Here is a 15,881-nt window from a genome sequence, read left to right on the forward strand (position 1 = left end):
TGTCGCCTGCGGCGAGCATCTCCCGCAGGCCATCACCGGCGTCGTCGAGTTCGGCCTCGGTGGCCGCCGCGACTTCGTAGACGGTGTAGTGGGAGCGGTCCATGACCTCCACACCGGGCAGCGTCGGCAGGTCCGTGGTCCGGTAGAGGCCGGCCTTCACGAAGCGTCGCGAACTCATCACCTCCGGCAAGTGGTTGTTCACCACCCACTTCTCGAACGCTTCGACGGCGTCCGGGACAGGGTTGAGGGAGATGATCAGCAATCCGTTGGCCACAGCGGCATCCGTTCTCTAGTGGTGAAGGCTCAGTCCACGATCAGGTCGGTGCGACCGGACTCCGTGAGGATCGTCCGGTAGAGCTTGAAAGCTGGCAGCAGCACGGGCAGCAGCTTCATCATGTTCGGCATCTGGCCCTCGGTGCGGATCTGCCCGCTGCTCAAGGCTTTCGGGATGTTCTTGATCTCTCCGAGCCAGAACTTGTTGCCCGTGTCTGCCGTCATGAACAGCGTCAGCTGTGGCTCGGTCGAGGTGTGGCCGCGTTCCACCGCGATGCCTTCCGCGTTGCAGCTGACCGTGACGCAGGCGTCCGGTTCGGTGTAGTCGAGCTGCATCACCAGACCGGTCGCCGTGAGCTTGGGCGCCAGCTTCGCGTCGGTGCCCATCCGCTCCCAGATCGCACCGAGGAAGCGTTCGGCCTCCTCCGTGTCCTTGAATACGCCCATGAGCTCTCCCGCGGGGCTCCAGTCTTTCATTACGACACGTACCGTATAGGATATTGCTCGTGACCTCAACCGCCCGGGGCCGACCCCGCGACCAGGCCATCGACGCCGCGATCCTCGCCGCCGCACGCGAACTCGTGACCGATGGCGGGTACGCAGCGATGTCGATGGACGCCATCGCGTCTCGAGCAGGTGTCAGCAAGCCGACGCTCTACCGACGCTGGCCGAGCCGCGGTGCGCTACTTATCGAGGCGGCCTTCGGTGAGGTGCCGCAGGTGGACCCCCCCGACACCGGCGACATCGCGAACGACTTCAAGACGACGTTCCGCTGGGGTGTGGCGCACGTGGCCGATCCCGTCGGCCGAGTCGCGCTGCCCGCCCTGCTGGCCGAGGCCGCGGAGAACCCGGTGATGCGCGAGATGCTCGGCTCGAGGCTGACCCAACCTGCGTTCGCTCGGATCGTCACCTCGCTCGAACGGGCTCAACAGCGTGGCCAGGTACGGGAAGGCGTCGACCTGCTGCTTGTTTTGGAAGCCTGCACGGGCGCCGTGATCGCCCGACTGACGATGACGGGCAGGCCCATCGACGACGCCTTCGCAGACGAACTCGTCGAACTGATCATGCTGGGCTTGACGTCGAAAAAGCGGCGCTGAACCAGAGGGCCTGCCGGTTGCGCCAGCACGACCAGGCTCGCTGGGGTGTGGCGAGCGTCGAGCCACACGAGTCGCGGTCCAGCTGTCCAGCTGTCCACGGCCAGGCCCAACCACCGTTGTACCTCCCGACCGGTACCCGCGATCGTTGATCCGACATCACCGCCGAGCCCCCGAGAGGCAGCAAGGACGACCCCGAACTCCGAAACGGATACACGCGGACGATCCGCCGCGTCGCCGCAACAACCGGACCGAAAGCGATCAGCCCTCGACCCGTTTCCGCAGGTCAAGAGCCGAATCGTCCGACTGGTGGCCCGTCCAGTGTCCAGGATTCGACCTGGGAAGCTTCCGCGATGGATTTACAGGCCCCTCCGACATCGGCCTGACCTGAGGATTCGGCGTGGGAGCACCCGCGCATTCGAAGTGGTTCTGTCAAACCCGAACTGGCCCACGTGCCCCGGCTCATCCACCGTGTGGTCAACCTTGTCCCGCAGGACATCGAAGTGGCCCGACGACGGGTGCGAAGTCCCCCAGCAGGCGTTTGGGCCACCAGCACCCGCGAGATCTGTCCAAGATCATTCCCAGGCCGTCGCCAGGCCGCCGGATGTTGCGGAACGGTGAGAACTGTCGACAAGCGATCGAAACAAAACTGCAGGTCAAAGGCTCAATGGTCGTTATCCGTCGAGGTCGAAGGCCCCGATTGTCACTTCTACGACATCTGATCGGCGCGCTGGCGCAGGGTCAGCGATCCGCGTCGGACGCCACGAAGGCCGTCGGCCGCCGCCCGCAGGACGGTGCGGCCGGCGGCCTGCGGCGTTGCCGACGCCTCATCGCGGACAACTCGACCGGGCCCGAGGCCGGCGCGACCGGTCCGGAACGATCTGGGCCGGAAGCGCCCGTGCCGAACGGCTTGATTCGGCGGTCCTTTCGGACGGATCAGACTCCCGGTTGACGAACCGCGATGGTGTTGTTCACCTTCGCCGTGCACAATCCGTTTGCCCGCCCGACCCCGCGGGATCATCCGTTGGTGGATCGGAGTTCGACGTGGCAGTGGTCTTCGTGCTCGGTGGCGGTGGTGCCATCGGGGCTTTCCAGTCCGGTGCACTGCTCGCGCTGGCCGAGGCCGGGGTGGTGCCGGATGCTCTGGTTGCCTGCAGCGCCGGCGCGCTGAACGCCGCGTTCTACGGCGCCGACCCGTCACCGGCCCGCGCCCGGGCGCTGGTGCGGTTCTGGCGGGCCCCGGAGAGCCACGCCGTGCTGGCGCCCTCGCTGCTGTCCCGCTTCCGCGGCGTGCCCAACTTCGTCCGCAACGGCGACTCGCTGCTCGATCCGCGGCCGCTGCGGGCGATGCTCGGCCGTTCGTTGGACGCCCACGACCTGCGCGAACTGGCCGTCCCGCTGACGGTGACCACCACCTGCCTGGACTGCGCCGACGCGGTCCACCACCGGCAGGGCCCGCTGCTGGAGACCCTGCTGGCCTCGTGCGCGTTGCCCGGCCTGCTCCCGCCGGTCGTGCTGCCCGACGGGCACCTGCACGTCGACGGCGGCGTCGTCTGCGGGGTCCCGGTGCAGGCCGCGCTGGACACCGCCGGGCCGGACGACACGGTGCTGGTTCTCGACGCGGGCCTTGCGCCGGTGACCGGGGCGCCGGGTCGGTGCGCCGCGCAGGGTGTCGGCGGGGCCTGCGGGCTGCCGGTGCGCAACTCGCGCCCGTACGCTGCCCCCGCCGAGCGGGCGCCTAACCCGCTGGTAGAGGTCGTGCTGCGGGCGTTCACCGTCGCCCGGGCCGCGGCGAACAAGGCCTCGGTTCACTCGGCCCTGCGCGACCCGCGGGTGCGGGTGCTGCCGCACGTGGCCGACGCCTGGGCCGCCGGTCTGCTGCAGACGATGCCGACCGGGCCCCGGGACTTCGAGCGCACCGCCGATCTCGTCGTCGCCGGTCACTCGGCCACCCGCGAATGGCTGACCTTCGGCGGGCTCGCCCAGTCGGCGTTCCTCCGCCAGGAGACCGACCACCCGGCGGTCTGAGCCCCGGTCTACGCCGACGCGGCGGCCAACCCCTGCCCGCGGGCCAGGAACTCGTCGAGTGCCTCGCCGGGCAGGTCGCGCAGCGGCCGGCACGCGCCGAACGGGGCGTTCCAGAACTCCCCCGTCCGGGGCTGCCAGGGCCCCACGTAGGCGTACGGCTCGGCGAGGTAGTCGTCGCCCGGCGAGACGCCGTAGTTGACCTCGTCGAGAGTGATGCCGACGTCGAAGTGCTCCGGCCACAGCACCGGCGGCTGATCGGGCGCCAGCCGGCGCAGCGCCGCATCGCCGCGCTGCAACGCCGCGCACAACTGTCCGGCCGCTTCGGCGTCGACGACGAGCACCTCATCGGGGGCAACCCCGGTCAGCGCGGCGTAGACGTCGACCGGCGGTCCCACCGCGACCCCGACGGCCGCCGCCAGCCCCGCGCAGGTGCTGCCGTCCAAACCGAACTCGCCGGCCGCGCCGATCAGCCGGGTCGCGGTCACGCGCAGGCCCGGATCGGTGAGCGTGCCGAACCCGTCAGGCGTCACCCGAAGCGCGATCCGGCCGATGGCCCGGTGCTGGGGTCCGGCCAGGACCTGCTCGGCGACGGCATTCAGGGACTTACGGGTCGCCGTGTACTTGTCCGACATGGACCCTGAGTATCACGCGGCGCGCACCGGCGCGGGGCGGGCCAGTCCTTACGGAATGGTGTCCGAGCGGCTCGGGTCGCCAGGCGGCAACGGCCGGCCGCCGGCCTCCTCGGCGGCGTCGTGGTCTCCCCGGTACTGGCCGATCAGGCGGCCGTCGCCGATGCCACGCCGATACGGATTCGCGGGCCTGCGCGGGATCTCCCGGGCGCCGACCACCGACGGCCGCGGCGGGCGCCGTGGCGTCTCGATGTCGTCGTAGTCCTCGCGGGAGGACGGGTGGAACGCCAACCAGACGCACACCCCGATACCGGCCAGCAGAAGTGACTGCAGGAAGACGTCCACTCCGGCTCCTTCCGCGCTTGCGACCCACCGAATTGTCGGCGCCGGCGGCAGCGGACTTGAGTCGGTATTCGTCGGAAGTACCGGAACTGACGGTCCCTCAGCCGGTCTCGGCCGAGGTCCGACCGAGCAGAGCCCGGGTCAGTCCGATGGTCGACACGATCGCCCAGACGCCCTCGAGCAGCAGGAAACCCATGTCCCCGTTCACCCCGGCGACCACGGCGAGGATCCCCGTCCCGACTGCGTTCATCAGCAGGTACGACGCGTTGTCCGTGGGCAGCCGGAACCACTGATTCGCCACGAATGCAGCCAGCACGACCAAAGCACCGAGCATCTGAATCGCCTGTCCCACAAGGCAGACCCTACGAGGTCGGCGAATCTAGTCCCGGTTCGGTCGCGGTCGAACGAACTCCCGTCCCCCGACGTCCTGCTAATGACAGAGTGACGACCGGCGCGGGGTGTACCTGCGCTGCGGCAGGGGGAGACATGAGACGAATTCCGGTGGCCGTCCTGGGACTCGGACTGGTGCTGCTGCTCGGCGGCTGCGGCGGGGGGACCTCGGTCGGCGCCGGCGCGAGTGCCCCGAGCCCGGACGTCTCAGCGGCACCGACCGCCATGGACTCCCCCACCCCGACGTCGAGTTCCAGCAGCTCCCCGACTCCCGGTGCCTCGAGCGCGCCCGGGTCGAGGGGGTCGGGGTCCAGCGACTCCGGGTCGAGCGCCGGCGGGCTGCCCGGCTGGGGGACGGCGACCCCGAGCCCCGTCACGATCGGCGCGAAGCTGGTGACGCCCGAGCCCGGGATGGACAACGTCCACCCGGTCGCCTGGAGCTACGCCGAGCTGGTCAGTAAGCGGACCGTCCGGGTCTACTACTACGCCGGGATCGAGCCGTGCACGGTGCTGGACCACACCTCGGTCAGCTACAGCGCGCAGGCGATCTCGATCTCGCTGTTCGCCGGCTCCGACCCGTCGGCCGGCCAGGTCGCCTGCGCGGCGCTGGCCCGGGCCACCGCGGTCGACGTGACCCTGACCCAGGACCCGGCCGGACGGACCTTCGTCGACGCCAGCACCGGCAAGGCCTCGGCAACCAGCAAGCCGACCGGGCTGTGAGTGACTGCGACGAGCGAGGAACGAGCGAGGAACGCAAGCGAACCTCAGCGCTGTGAGGACGAGCGAACCTCAGCACGGTGACAGCTCAGGCGTAGAAGACGCGCTCGACCACGGCGCGGGCCCGGCGGGCGACCCGGCGGTAGTCCTCGGACAGCCGCCCGGCGTGCCCCGGCGCGTAGCCCAGGCCGCGGGCGACCGCGTCGAGTTCCCGGGCATCGGTCGGCAGCGAGTCCCCGGACCGGCCGCGGACCAGGATGATTGCATTGCGAACCCGGGCGGCCTGTTCCCAGGCGGCGATCAGCGCGGCGGCGTCGGCCTTGGCCAGCAGCCCGGCGTCGGTCGCGGCCCGCAGGGTCGCGAGCGTGCGGGTGGTGCGCAGCTCTGGCACCGCCGCGCCATGGCGCAACTGGAGCAGCTGGGCGACCCACTCCACGTCGGCCAGCCCGCCCCGGCCGAGCTTGGTGTGGGTGTTCGGGTCCGCCCCACGCGGTAGCCGTTCGGCCTCCACACGGGCCTTGATCCGCCGGATCTCGCGGATCTGATCCTCCGTCAGTCCGCCGGCGGGGAAGCGCAACGGATCGACGAGCTCGATGAACCGGGCGCCGAGATCGAGGTCGCCGGCGACCGGCTCGGCCCGCAGCAGCGCCTGGCTCTCCCACACGCTCGACCACCGCTGGTAGTAGCGGGCGCAGGACGCGATCGACCGCACCAGCGGACCGGCGCGGCCCTCCGGACGCAGGTCCGCGTCGACTTCCAGAGCCGGTTCGCTGGTCGGCATCTGCAGCAGGCGACGCAATTCGTTGGCCACCGCGGTGGCCGCGTCGGCCGCCTCGCGTTCGTCGGCACCGGGCAGCGGGTCGTGGACGAACACCACGTCCGCGTCGCTGGCATAGCCGAGTTCGTGGCCGCCGAGCCGACCCATCGCGACCACGGCCATCCGGGTGGGCAGTTCATCGTCGCCGGCCACCGTCCGCACCGCCGCCGACAGCGCCCCGCCGAGGGTGACCGCGGTGATCCCGGTCAGCGCCTCCCCGACCTCGGCCACCTTCAGCAGGCCGAGCGCGTCGGCGGCCGCGACCCGGAACAGCTCGCGCCGCCGGACCGCCCGCACGGCCAGCGCCGCCGCCTCGGCGGACTCGGCCCGCGCCGCGGCCGCAGTCACCTCGACGCGCAACGCATCGAGCCGACGCGGCGTCAGTTCACTGTCGGAGCCGAGGAACGCCACCGCCTCCGGGGCGCCCAGCAGCAGCTCCGAGGCGAACCGGCTGGTCGCCAGCACGTGTGCCAACCGCTGCGCCGCGGTGCCCTCGTCGCGCAGCAGCCGCAGGTACCAAGGGGTGGCCCCGAGAGCGTCGGACACCTGACGGAACGCCAGCAGGCCGGAGTCGGGATCGGCAGCGTCGGCGAACCAGCCGAGCATCACCGGCAGCAACGTCCGCTGGATGGCGGCCCGCCGCGAGAGCCCGGCGGTCAACGCCTCCAGATGCCGTAGCGCACCGGCCGGGTCGGCGTAGCCGAGAGCAGACAACCGCCGCCGGGCCGCCGCCGGGGTAAGCCGCGACTGCTCCCCGGGCAGGCGCGCCACCGCGAGCAGCAGCGGCCGGTAGAACAGCTTCTCGTGCAGCCGGCGCACCTCGCGGGCGTGCCGCTTCCACCGCTCGATCAGCTCGGCCGCCGGGTCGCCGCGCAGGCCCATCGCGCGACCCAACCGACGCAGCTCCGGCTCCTCGGCGGGCACGACGTGCGTGCGCCACATCCGGTACAACTGGATCCGGTGCTCCAGGGTCCGCAGGAAGCGGTAAGCCTCGTCCAGTCCGGCCGCGTCGTCACGCCCGACGTAACCGCCTTTGGCCAACGCGGCCAGCGCCGACAGCGTGGTGCCGCTGCGCAACGCCTCGTCGGCCCGCCCGTGCACGAGTTGCAGCAACTGCACCGCGAACTCGACGTCGCGCAGCCCACCCGGCCCGAGCTTGAGCTGGCGGCCGGCCTCCGCGGTCGGGATGCTCGCCTCGACCCGCCGGCGCATGCGTTGCACGTCGGCGACGAAGTTCTCCCGCTCGGCCGCCTTCCAGACCAGGGGACTGATGGTCTCGACGTACTTCTGACCCAGCGTCAGATCGCCGGCGACCGGGCGGGCCTTCAGCAGCGCCTGGAACTCCCACGTCTCGGCCCACCGCTCGTAGTAGGCCTCGTGCGAGGCCACCGTGCGCACCAACTGGCCGGCTCGGCCCTCCGGGCGCAGTGCCGCGTCGACCGGCCAGATCGTGCCCGCCGGAGTGGCCGCCGAGCAGACCCGCATCAACGTGGTGGCCAACCGGGTCGCGCTGCGCAGCGCGGCGGGCTCGTCGCCACCCGGTTCCGGGGCGCCCACGAAGATCACGTCGACGTCGCTGACGTAGTTCAGTTCGCGGCCGCCGCACTTGCCCATCCCGATCACGGCCAACCGGCACGGTTCGGCGGCGGCCGGGAGTTCGGCCCGGGCGACAGCCAACGCGGCGTCCAGCGTCCCCGCGGCCAGGTCGGCGAGCTCGGCGGAGACCTCCTCCAGCTCGGCCGCACCGGTCAGGTCACGCGCCGCGAGGTTCAACACCCCGCGCCGGTAGGCCAGGCGCAGTTCGTCGTAGACGTGCACGTCGTAGCCGTCGGCGGTCGGCGCCGGGGCGTACGGGTCGGCACCGACCGAGGTCGCCAGGCCGGCGCGCAGGATCTCGGCCGGGATCGGCGCACCCGGCGCGGCCTCCAGCAGGGCCCAGTCGTCGGGGTTGCGCACGAGGTGGTCGCCGAGGGCCAGCGAGGCGCCGAGAACCGCAATCAACCGCGCCCGGAAGCCGGGATTCTGACGCAGCGTCAGCCGCAGCTGCTCCGGGTCCTCAGCCTGGGCCAGCCGGGTCAGGGTGGCCAGCGCCAGGTCCGGGTCGGCCGCCTCCCCCAGCGCCGCCAGCAGTTCCAGGTCGTGGCCGATGCCGAGCAGTGGCGCGTTGATCAGCTCCAGCGCCCGGGCGCCGTCGCTGAACCCGAGTCGGACCAGTCCCGCGTCGGCCTGGGCCCGACGCGCCCGATGTGGACCCGCGGCCCCTACGCTCATGGCCCCAAGCTATCTCCCCGACTTCTGCTGCCTGTCCCACCTATTGGGGCGCCCCGATAGGTGGGACAGGCAGCAGAAGATGTGGAGTCAGAGGACGGCTAGGTAGCGCTCGAGCTCGAACGGGGTGACCTGGGCCCGGTACTCCTCCCACTCCCGGCGCTTGTTGCGCAGGAAGAATTCGAAGACGTGCTCGCCCAGGGTCTCGGCGACCAGTTCACTGCGTTCCATCAGGGCGATCGCCTCGGCCAGGTTCTGCGGCAGCGGCTGGATGCCCATCGCACGGCGTTCGGCCGGCGACAGCGACCAGACGTCGTCCTCGGCGCCCGGGGGCAGCTCGTAGTTCTGCTCGATCCCGCGCAGGCCCGCAGCGAGCAACAGGGCGTAGGTCAGGTACGGGTTGCACGCCGAGTCGATCGAACGGACCTCGATCCGGGTCGACTGGCCCTTGGTCGGCTTGTACATCGGCACCCGGACCAGCGCCGAGCGGTTGTTGTGCCCCCAGCAGATGTAGGCCGGGGCCTCGCCCCCGCCCCACAGCCGCTTGTAGGAGTTCACCCACTGGTTGGTCACCGCGGTGACCTCGGCTGCGTGGAACAGCAGCCCGGCGATGAACGAGCGGCCCACCTTCGACAACTGGTACTCGGCGCCGGCCTCGTAGAAGGCGTTGCGGTCGCCCTCGAACAGCGACAGGTGGGTGTGCATCCCCGAGCCCGGGTGCTCGGTGAACGGTTTGGGCATGAACGAGGCGTAGATGCCCTGCTCGAGCGCGACCTCCTTCATGACCGTCCGGAACGTCATGACGTTGTCGGCGGTGGTCAGCGCGTCGGCGTAGCGCAGGTCGATCTCCTGCTGCCCGGGGCCGCCCTCGTGGTGGCTGTACTCCACCGAGATGCCCATGTTCTCGAGCATGGTGATCGCGAGCCGGCGGTAGTCCTGGCCGGCGCGGTGCGTGGTGTGGTCGAAGTAGCCGCCCGCGTCGATCGGGATCGGGGCCTCGCCGGGCCCGGGTCGCTTCTCGAACAGGTAGAACTCCACCTCCGGGTGCGTGTAGAAGGTGAAGCCCAGGTCGGAGGCGCGGGCCAGGATCCGCTTGAGCACGTACCGCGGGTCGGCGTAGCTCGGGGACCCGTCGGTCATGAGGATGTCGCAGAACATCCGCGCGGTGCCCGGGGCCTCGGTGCGCCACGGCAGCACGGAGAAGGTCGCCGGGTCCGGCTTGGCGAGCATGTCCGACTCGTGGACGCGCGCGAAGCCCTCGATGGCCGAACCGTCGAACCCGATGCCCTCGGCGAACGCCGCTTCCAGTTCGGCGGGCGCGATCGCCACCGACTTCAGGAACCCGAGCACGTCGGTGAACCACAACCGCACGAAACGCAGATCTCGTTCCTCGACCGTACGGAGCACGAATTCCGTCTGCTTGTCCATGAAGCTCATAGTTTCACCGATCGGGTCGCAGCCGGTGCGACACCGTCGGGCAGCACGGCGCGCCGTTCGTTCGACGTTCGCCGGCGGGCCACAAAACGCAGTGTGCCCCGCCGGTGTTTCGGGGCCGTTACGGCGCCGGAGCCGGCGGGGCACACCCCAAGGGCGTCGGGAATCAGCCGACGACGACCTCGCTGACCTGCACGATCGGGGAGGTCTTCGTGTAATTCGGGATGTCGCCCATGATCTGCTCGGCGTGCGGGCCGAAGGCGGCACCGAAGGACTCGACGCTGTCGAACAGCAGCGCGCCGATGCAGGAGAACGCCGGCGGGGTGCCCGGGGCGCCGCCACCCAGACCGGAGTCGACGGACCAGCCCTTGCACGCGTCGCCGGTGAGCTCGGCGACCATCGGCATGTGCTTGGTCTTGTAGTAGTCCAGGTCGAAGGTGTCGCTGGTGTCGTACGGGTACAGGACGCTGACCTTGATCATCGTGCAGACTCCTTCGTCCGGACACAGGTTGTGGTGTCGGTCTATCACCCCGCGGACGTACCGCGAAAGCCCGTCCGACCTACGCTGCAGCCATGCCGCAACTCCGGATCGCGCTGTGCCAGATGAACGCCACGGTCGGGGCGATCGCAGCCAACGCCGAGGCGATCCTGTCCCGGACGGCGGCCGCGGCGGCCGCCGGCGCCGACCTGATCGCGTTCCCGGAGATGGTGCTGACCGGCTACCCGGTGGAGGACCTGGCACTGCGCCGCTCGTTCCAGCGGGCCTCGGCGCAGGCGCTGGAGGAGTTGGCCGTCCGCTGCGCCGACGTGGCCGGCGACGCGGTGGTTGTCGTCGGCTACCTGGACGCGGCCGGTGAGGAGGCCCCGCGGTTGGGCCGACCGGCCGGCGGACCGACGAACTCCCTCGCCGTGTTGCACCGCGGCCGGGTGGTGACCCGTTCGGCGAAGCATCACCTGCCGAACTACGGGGTCTTCGACGAGTTCCGGCACTTCGTGCCCGGCGACCGACTGCCGGTGGTGCGCATCGGCGGGGCCGACGTGGCGTTCGTGATCTGCGAGGACATGTGGCAGGACGGCGGCCCGGTCGCCGCCGCCGCGGCCGCGCTGGCCGGGCTGCTGGTCGTCATCAACGGCTCGCCGTACGAGTTGGACAAGGACGACGCCCGTCTCGAACTGTGCCGGCGGCGGGCCGCCGAGGCCGGCGCGACGGTGGCCTACGTCAACCTGGTCGGCGGACAGGACGAGTTGGTGTTCGACGGCGACTCGTTGGTCGTCGCCCCGGACGGGACGCTGCTGGCGCGGGCGCCCCAGTTCGCCGAGCACACCCTGTTCGCGGACCTGGACCTGCCAGCGGCGGTTGACGACTCGACCGAGGCCACCGACGCGGACGTCGACATCGAGCGGTCCGCTGTCGCGCTCGCACCGCGGGCGCCCCGCGAAGCGGTGCCCGCCTCGATCGCGCCCCGCGCGGGCACCGAGGCCGAGGTCTACGGCGCGCTGGTGGTGGCGCTGCGGGACTACGTCGAGAAGAACCGGTTCGCCTCGGTGATCCTCGGGCTCTCCGGCGGGATCGACTCGGCGTTGACCGCCGCGATCGCCTGCGACGCGATCGGTGCCGACCGGGTCCACGGGGTCTCGCTGCCCAGCCGGTACTCCTCCGACCACTCCCGCTCCGATGCCGAGGACCTGGCCGAGCGCACCGGGTTGAACTACCGGGCCGTGGCGATCGAGCCGATGGTCGCGGCGTACCTGGAGGCGCTGAAGCTGACCGGCCTGGCCGAGGAGAACCTGCAGGCCCGGGTCCGCGGGACGACGCTGATGGGCCTGTCGAACGCCGAGGGCCACCTGGTGCTGGCCACCGGCAACAAGAGCGAACTGGCCGCCGGGTACTCGACGATCTACGGCGACGCCGTCGGCGGCTTCGCGCCGCTGAAGGACGTCCCCAAGTTGCTGGTGTGGCGGCTGGCCGAGTGGCGCAACCAGGACGCGGCCCGCCTCGGCGAGACCCCGCCGATCCCGCCGAACTCGATCACGAAGCCCCCCTCGGCCGAGTTGCGCCCCGGCCAGCTGGACACCGACTCGCTGCCCGACTACCACGTCCTCGACGACCTGCTCGACGACTACGTGGAGCACGACGCCTCGGCCGGCGACCTGGTGACCGCCGGCTTCGAGCCCGAGCTCGTCGAACGCATCCTGCGGCTCGTCGACGCCGCGGAGTACAAGCGGCGCCAGTACCCCCCCGGCCCGAAGATCTCTCGCCGCGCTTTCGGCCGCGACCGACGCCTGCCCATCACCAACTCCTGGCGCGAGACCGCCCCGCCCCCCTGACCGCAGCCGCCTTTTCTGCAGTCGTCGACTGTTATCCCTGCTTGTCGGCGGTTATTTCGACCGACAGGCAGGGATAAGCGCCGACAGGCCCCGGCAACGCGTCATCGCGCGTCCACAGGCCTCTTCCCGCACGAGTTATCCACAGCTGCAACCTCAACTGAAGCGAGCGCCACAAACCCCTGGCAGGGTCGGCGCCTGTGACCGATCCAAAACTGTTCGCCCTCGCCGAGATGCAGGGCGGAGTCTTCAGCGCCCGACAGGCACGAGAAGCCGGAATTGCTGCCGCCGAGTTGGAGCGCGCCCGGCGCAGAGGGACGATCTGCGCCCTTCGCCGGGGGATATTCGTCCCGGCACAAGCTCTCGAGGGGATCGATGTCCGGGCGCGCCACCGACTCGACATAGCCGGAGCCTCCCTGGTGCGGAACGAACATCGTGCCGCCGGCGATTCACGATCGCGTCGGTTCGCGGCCGGTCATCGAAGCGCGGGCCTGATGTGGGGCCTTCCGTCGCCGCCGCCCAAGCCCTCTGCTTGGCACACCGCAACCGGAGGCGGGGCCATCGGGACGCCCGGCACTACCCCACTCGTCGTGGAATTGGTGAGCCACGGCCGTGGCGGCCGAACGCACCGGTTCGGCGTGAGCGAATGTCCAGCGGCTCTGCCGGCCGAGCACTTGGTGCTGCTGGAAGGCATTCCGGTCACCACCGCGGCCCGCACCGCCGCTGATCTGATGCGCGGGCTCGATTGGGAGCATTCCGTCTTCGTCGCCGACGCAGTGCTGCACGCTGGTACGTCCAGACCTGAACTCGAGTCGATGGTCAGGTTCATGTCGATCTGGCCGGGCGGCTGTAAGGCCGTGCGGGCGTGCGAATTCGCAAACGGCGCAGCCGAATCGGTTGCCGAGTCCCTGGCCCGGATCGTCATGGCCGAAGCCGGTCTGCCTGAGGCAGAGCTTCAGACGGAGATTTGGCATGGCGGCCGCTTCATCGCTCGGGTCGACTTCTTGTTCCGAGCTTCTCGAGTGATCGTCGAGATCGACGGCCGGATCAAGTACACCGACCCCCACGGGCCGCCGGGCGAGGTGTTGTGGCGCGAGAAGCAGCGTGAGGATCGGCTGCGTGAGGCTGGCTACGAGGTAGTCCGCGTCACATGGGCCCAGTTGACGCAAGGTCGCGCCGAGGTCGCCGTCCGCATCCGAGCTGCCTTCGCCCGAGCTCAAGCGCGTGCGAGCTGATGGCCCAACCCTCCGCCTGTCGGCGCTAAACCATGCTTGTCGGCCGAAATAACCGCCGACAAGCACGGATAAAGGTCGACGACTGCTGATCCGTCCGCCGCGCAGGACGGGCGTACGCTGGCGGACGAGTCCGGGGACCTCAGCGGGAGGCCTCGAGGCGAACTTCAGAGGAGTCCAGATGAGCTCCGAACCAGCACGTCCGTCGGAGGAGCAGCCCCCGATCTACGGCAACTTGCCGCCGGCCCGCAGGATCCGGGTGCCGGCGTTGCAGGCCATGAAGGACCGGGGCGAGCGGTGGCCGATGCTCACCGCCTACGACATGTACACCGCCGAGATCTTCGACGCGGCGGGCATCCCGGTGCTGCTGGTCGGCGACAGCGCGGCCAACAACGTCTACGGCTACGAGACCACGGTCCCGGTGACCGTCGACGAACTGCTGCCCCTGGTCCGCGCCGTGGTCACGGCCAGCAAACGGGCGCTCGTGGTCGGAGACCTGCCCTTCGGCTCCTACCAGGTCTCCCCCGCGCAGGCGCTGGAGACCGCGATCCGGTTCATGAAGGAAGGCGGCGCGCACGCGATCAAGCTCGAGGGCGGCGTGCGGGTGGCCCCGCAGGTCAAGGCGATCGTCGACGCCGGCGTGCCGGTCATGGCCCACGTCGGGTTCACGCCGCAGAGCGAGCACGGACTGGGCGGCTACCGGGTGCAGGGGCGCGGCGGCGCCGCCGAGCAGTTGCTGGCCGACGCCCATGCGGTCGCCGAGGCCGGGGCGTTCGCGGTGGTGCTCGAGATGGTGCCGTCGCAGGTCGCCAAGCAGGTCACCGCGGAGTTGCGGATCCCGACCATCGGCATCGGCGCCGGCCCGGACTGCGACGCGCAGGTGCTGGTCTGGCAGGACATGGCCGGGCTGCGCGAGGGCCACATCCCGCGCTTCGTGAAGCGCTACGCCGACCTGCGCGGCGTGCTCACCGAGGCGGCCAAGGCCTACGCGGCCGACGTGATCGGCGGGACGTTCCCGGCGCAGGAGCACGCCTTCCATTAGCGCCCCACCCTCGTCCGTTCGGCCGACCCCGCCTCGTCGAACGGACCGTTTCGCCCCATTTGTGCAACCGGATCGGGGCCGCCCGAGTCGAAGCGCCCAAGAACCCGGAAACACACCGGGTCGGGTGAAAAAGGGGCGGAAAATGAGTAACGTCGCGTGGTTCGTCTACCCGGTCGAGGACGGCGTCGAGCTGGTCATCGACGGGACCTCGGACGAGATCTACGAGGCCGCCCTGGCGGCGTTCGTCGCCCAGTACCAGGACATGAACCTGGCCTCGGAGTGGTCGACCGACGGCGGCGACGTCCTGTTCTTCATCCCGGCGCCGGCCGACGCGGTGCCCGCCCCACGCCTCGGCTCTACCGACGAGGGGCGCAGCCGGAGCGCCGCAGAGGAGCGCGCTCGCGCCGCCCACCCGGCAGGCAAGGGCCGCAAGATGCCCGAGCAGCGCTGGGAGATCTAAGCGTCAGATCCGCCGACGGCGGCCCAGTCCGAACCTGGACGGGCCGCCGTCAGCGCGTTCTCCAGCTGCTCGCGGGCCACCGCCATCGACGGCCCGTACCAGGTCAGCAGCCGACCGCTCACCAGCGCGACGTCGAGGTCGCCGAAGGCCTCCGGACCGTCCAGTGCGGTGAACTCGTACGGCTCGTCGGGCAGCACCACGACTTCGGCGCCCCGGGCCAGGATCTCCTCCGGGCTCGTCCGCGGGTAGCGGCCGAACTCGTCGGCGGGTGAATCGTCGAAGACGTTGTCGCAGCCGAGCCGGTCCAGCACCGAGGTGGTGAACGTGTCCGCACCGGCCACCATCCACGGCTTGCGCCAGATCGGCACGGCGACCCGCCGGCGCGACCCGGTCCACGGCTGCGCCCACGACGCTGCAGCCGCCGCCAGCCAGCCCGGTCGGCCCAGCCCGCACGCCTCGAGCATCCGGCCCAGCCCGGTCAGTGCCGACCCGACGTCACGGATGTCGGTGACCCAGACCGCCAGCCCCGCGGCCCGCAGCGCGGCGATGTCGGCGGCCTTGTTCTCCTCGGCGTTGGCCAGCACCAGGTCCGGAGCCAGCGCGACCACCGCCGGCACGTCCGGGTTCTTCGTGCCCCGGATCCGCGCGGCGGCCAGCCCGGGCGGATGAGTGCACCAGTCGGTGACCCCGACCAGCAGTTCCGCGTCGGTCTCCCCCACCGCCTCGGTCAGTGACGGGACCAACGAGACGATCCGCCGGACCGTGCCCGGGAGTCGAACCGGCGCCCCGGTGTCATCGCAGATCGAGTGCTCCGACATACGACTTAGACT

General features: G+C 70.8%; 16 protein-coding genes. 7 read left to right on the forward strand and 9 right to left on the reverse strand.

Annotated features, from left to right (window positions below; all coding sequences use genetic code 11):
• The coding region (locus tag VHU88_14225; GenBank protein HEX3612839.1) for a hypothetical protein at positions 1-274 on the reverse strand (274 nt) is incomplete at its 3' end.
• 29 nt (positions 275-303) lie between these two features.
• Positions 304-720 (reverse strand): hypothetical protein, encoded by a 417-nt coding sequence (locus VHU88_14230; GenBank protein ID HEX3612840.1) that lies wholly within the window; start codon positions 718-720, stop codon positions 304-306.
• A gap of 59 nt (positions 721-779) precedes the next feature.
• Here VHU88_14230 and VHU88_14235 point away from each other — a divergent pair, with 59 nt between their 5' ends.
• Entirely contained in the window at positions 780-1,370 is a 591-nt protein-coding gene (locus VHU88_14235; GenBank protein HEX3612841.1) for a TetR/AcrR family transcriptional regulator, read from the forward strand.
• 1,041 nt (positions 1,371-2,411) lie between these two features.
• Complete coding sequence (locus tag VHU88_14240; protein HEX3612842.1) at positions 2,412-3,395, forward strand: patatin-like phospholipase family protein; 984 nt, start codon at positions 2,412-2,414, stop codon at positions 3,393-3,395.
• 8 nt (positions 3,396-3,403) lie between these two features.
• Here the strand turns inward: VHU88_14240 and VHU88_14245 are convergent, their stop codons facing one another.
• The 3 genes from VHU88_14245 to VHU88_14255 form a co-directional block, all read right to left on the reverse strand.
• Complete coding sequence (locus VHU88_14245) at positions 3,404-4,027, reverse strand: hypothetical protein (GenBank protein HEX3612843.1); 624 nt, start codon at positions 4,025-4,027, stop codon at positions 3,404-3,406.
• Between the two features lie 48 nt (positions 4,028-4,075).
• Positions 4,076-4,369, reverse strand: a complete 294-nt coding sequence (locus VHU88_14250; GenBank protein HEX3612844.1) for a hypothetical protein — start codon at positions 4,367-4,369, stop codon at positions 4,076-4,078.
• 97 nt (positions 4,370-4,466) lie between these two features.
• The gene (locus VHU88_14255) at positions 4,467-4,718 is read right to left on the reverse strand and encodes a hypothetical protein (GenBank protein HEX3612845.1); all 252 of its coding nucleotides are present in this window, start codon (positions 4,716-4,718) and stop codon (positions 4,467-4,469) included.
• Positions 4,719-4,852: 134 nt separating this feature from the next.
• Here VHU88_14255 and VHU88_14260 point away from each other — a divergent pair, with 134 nt between their 5' ends.
• Entirely contained in the window at positions 4,853-5,476 is a 624-nt protein-coding gene (locus VHU88_14260; protein HEX3612846.1) for a hypothetical protein, read from the forward strand.
• A gap of 85 nt (positions 5,477-5,561) precedes the next feature.
• Here the strand turns inward: VHU88_14260 and VHU88_14265 are convergent, their stop codons facing one another.
• The 3 genes from VHU88_14265 to VHU88_14275 all read right to left on the reverse strand — a co-directional run bounded on the left by VHU88_14265 (position 5,562) and on the right by VHU88_14275 (position 10,473).
• Positions 5,562-8,561, reverse strand: a complete 3,000-nt coding sequence (locus tag VHU88_14265) for a bifunctional [glutamine synthetase] adenylyltransferase/[glutamine synthetase]-adenylyl-L-tyrosine phosphorylase (GenBank protein HEX3612847.1) — start codon at positions 8,559-8,561, stop codon at positions 5,562-5,564.
• Positions 8,562-8,648: 87 nt separating this feature from the next.
• On the reverse strand, positions 8,649-9,986 hold the full coding sequence (locus VHU88_14270; GenBank protein ID HEX3612848.1) for a glutamine synthetase family protein: 1,338 nt from the start codon (positions 9,984-9,986) through the stop codon (positions 8,649-8,651).
• Positions 9,987-10,158: 172 nt separating this feature from the next.
• Positions 10,159-10,473 carry an EthD family reductase gene (locus VHU88_14275; protein ID HEX3612849.1) on the reverse strand — a complete coding sequence of 105 codons (315 nt, stop codon included), beginning with the start codon at positions 10,471-10,473 and terminating at the stop codon, positions 10,159-10,161.
• Positions 10,474-10,565: 92 nt separating this feature from the next.
• Between VHU88_14275 and VHU88_14280 the strand changes: the two genes are divergently transcribed.
• From VHU88_14280 to VHU88_14295, 4 genes are all read left to right on the forward strand, one after another.
• A complete protein-coding gene (locus VHU88_14280) occupies positions 10,566-12,320 on the forward strand; it encodes an NAD+ synthase (GenBank protein HEX3612850.1) in 1,755 nt (584 codons plus the stop codon).
• 587 nt (positions 12,321-12,907) lie between these two features.
• The gene (locus VHU88_14285; protein ID HEX3612851.1) at positions 12,908-13,552 is read left to right on the forward strand and encodes a hypothetical protein; all 645 of its coding nucleotides are present in this window, start codon (positions 12,908-12,910) and stop codon (positions 13,550-13,552) included.
• Between the two features lie 178 nt (positions 13,553-13,730).
• Positions 13,731-14,591, forward strand: a complete 861-nt coding sequence (gene panB, locus VHU88_14290; protein HEX3612852.1) for a 3-methyl-2-oxobutanoate hydroxymethyltransferase — start codon at positions 13,731-13,733, stop codon at positions 14,589-14,591.
• Between the two features lie 142 nt (positions 14,592-14,733).
• Positions 14,734-15,051, forward strand: coding sequence for a hypothetical protein (locus VHU88_14295; GenBank protein HEX3612853.1), 318 nt, complete (start codon positions 14,734-14,736; stop codon positions 15,049-15,051).
• Here the strand turns inward: VHU88_14295 and VHU88_14300 are convergent.
• A complete protein-coding gene (locus VHU88_14300) occupies positions 15,048-15,869 on the reverse strand; it encodes a helical backbone metal receptor (protein ID HEX3612854.1) in 822 nt (273 codons plus the stop codon). The genes VHU88_14295 and VHU88_14300 overlap by 4 nt on opposite strands.
• Positions 15,870-15,881 lie beyond the last annotated feature (12 nt).

Source organism: Sporichthyaceae bacterium, assembly GCA_036269075.1.
Classification (GTDB): domain Bacteria; phylum Actinomycetota; class Actinomycetes; order Sporichthyales; family Sporichthyaceae; genus DASQPJ01.

Bases quoted from the DNA above. Each gene is read 5' to 3' on its own strand.
- VHU88_14230 (HEX3612840.1), bottom strand. From the start codon at position 720: ATGGGCGTATTCAAGGACACGGAGGAGGCCGAACGCTTCCTCGGTGCG.
- VHU88_14265 (HEX3612847.1), bottom strand. From the start codon at position 8,561: ATGAGCGTAGGGGCCGCGGGTCCACATCGGGCGCGTCGGGCCCAGGCC.
- VHU88_14295 (HEX3612853.1), top strand. From the start codon at position 14,734: ATGAGTAACGTCGCGTGGTTCGTCTACCCGGTCGAGGACGGCGTCGAG.
- VHU88_14300 (HEX3612854.1), bottom strand. From the start codon at position 15,869: ATGTCGGAGCACTCGATCTGCGATGACACCGGGGCGCCGGTTCGACTC.
- panB (HEX3612852.1), top strand. From the start codon at position 13,731: ATGAGCTCCGAACCAGCACGTCCGTCGGAGGAGCAGCCCCCGATCTAC.
- VHU88_14275 (HEX3612849.1), bottom strand. From the start codon at position 10,473: ATGATCAAGGTCAGCGTCCTGTACCCGTACGACACCAGCGACACCTTC.
- VHU88_14280 (HEX3612850.1), top strand. From the start codon at position 10,566: ATGCCGCAACTCCGGATCGCGCTGTGCCAGATGAACGCCACGGTCGGG.
- VHU88_14270 (HEX3612848.1), bottom strand. From the start codon at position 9,986: ATGGACAAGCAGACGGAATTCGTGCTCCGTACGGTCGAGGAACGAGAT.
- VHU88_14245 (HEX3612843.1), bottom strand. From the start codon at position 4,027: ATGTCGGACAAGTACACGGCGACCCGTAAGTCCCTGAATGCCGTCGCC.
- VHU88_14260 (HEX3612846.1), top strand. From the start codon at position 4,853: ATGAGACGAATTCCGGTGGCCGTCCTGGGACTCGGACTGGTGCTGCTG.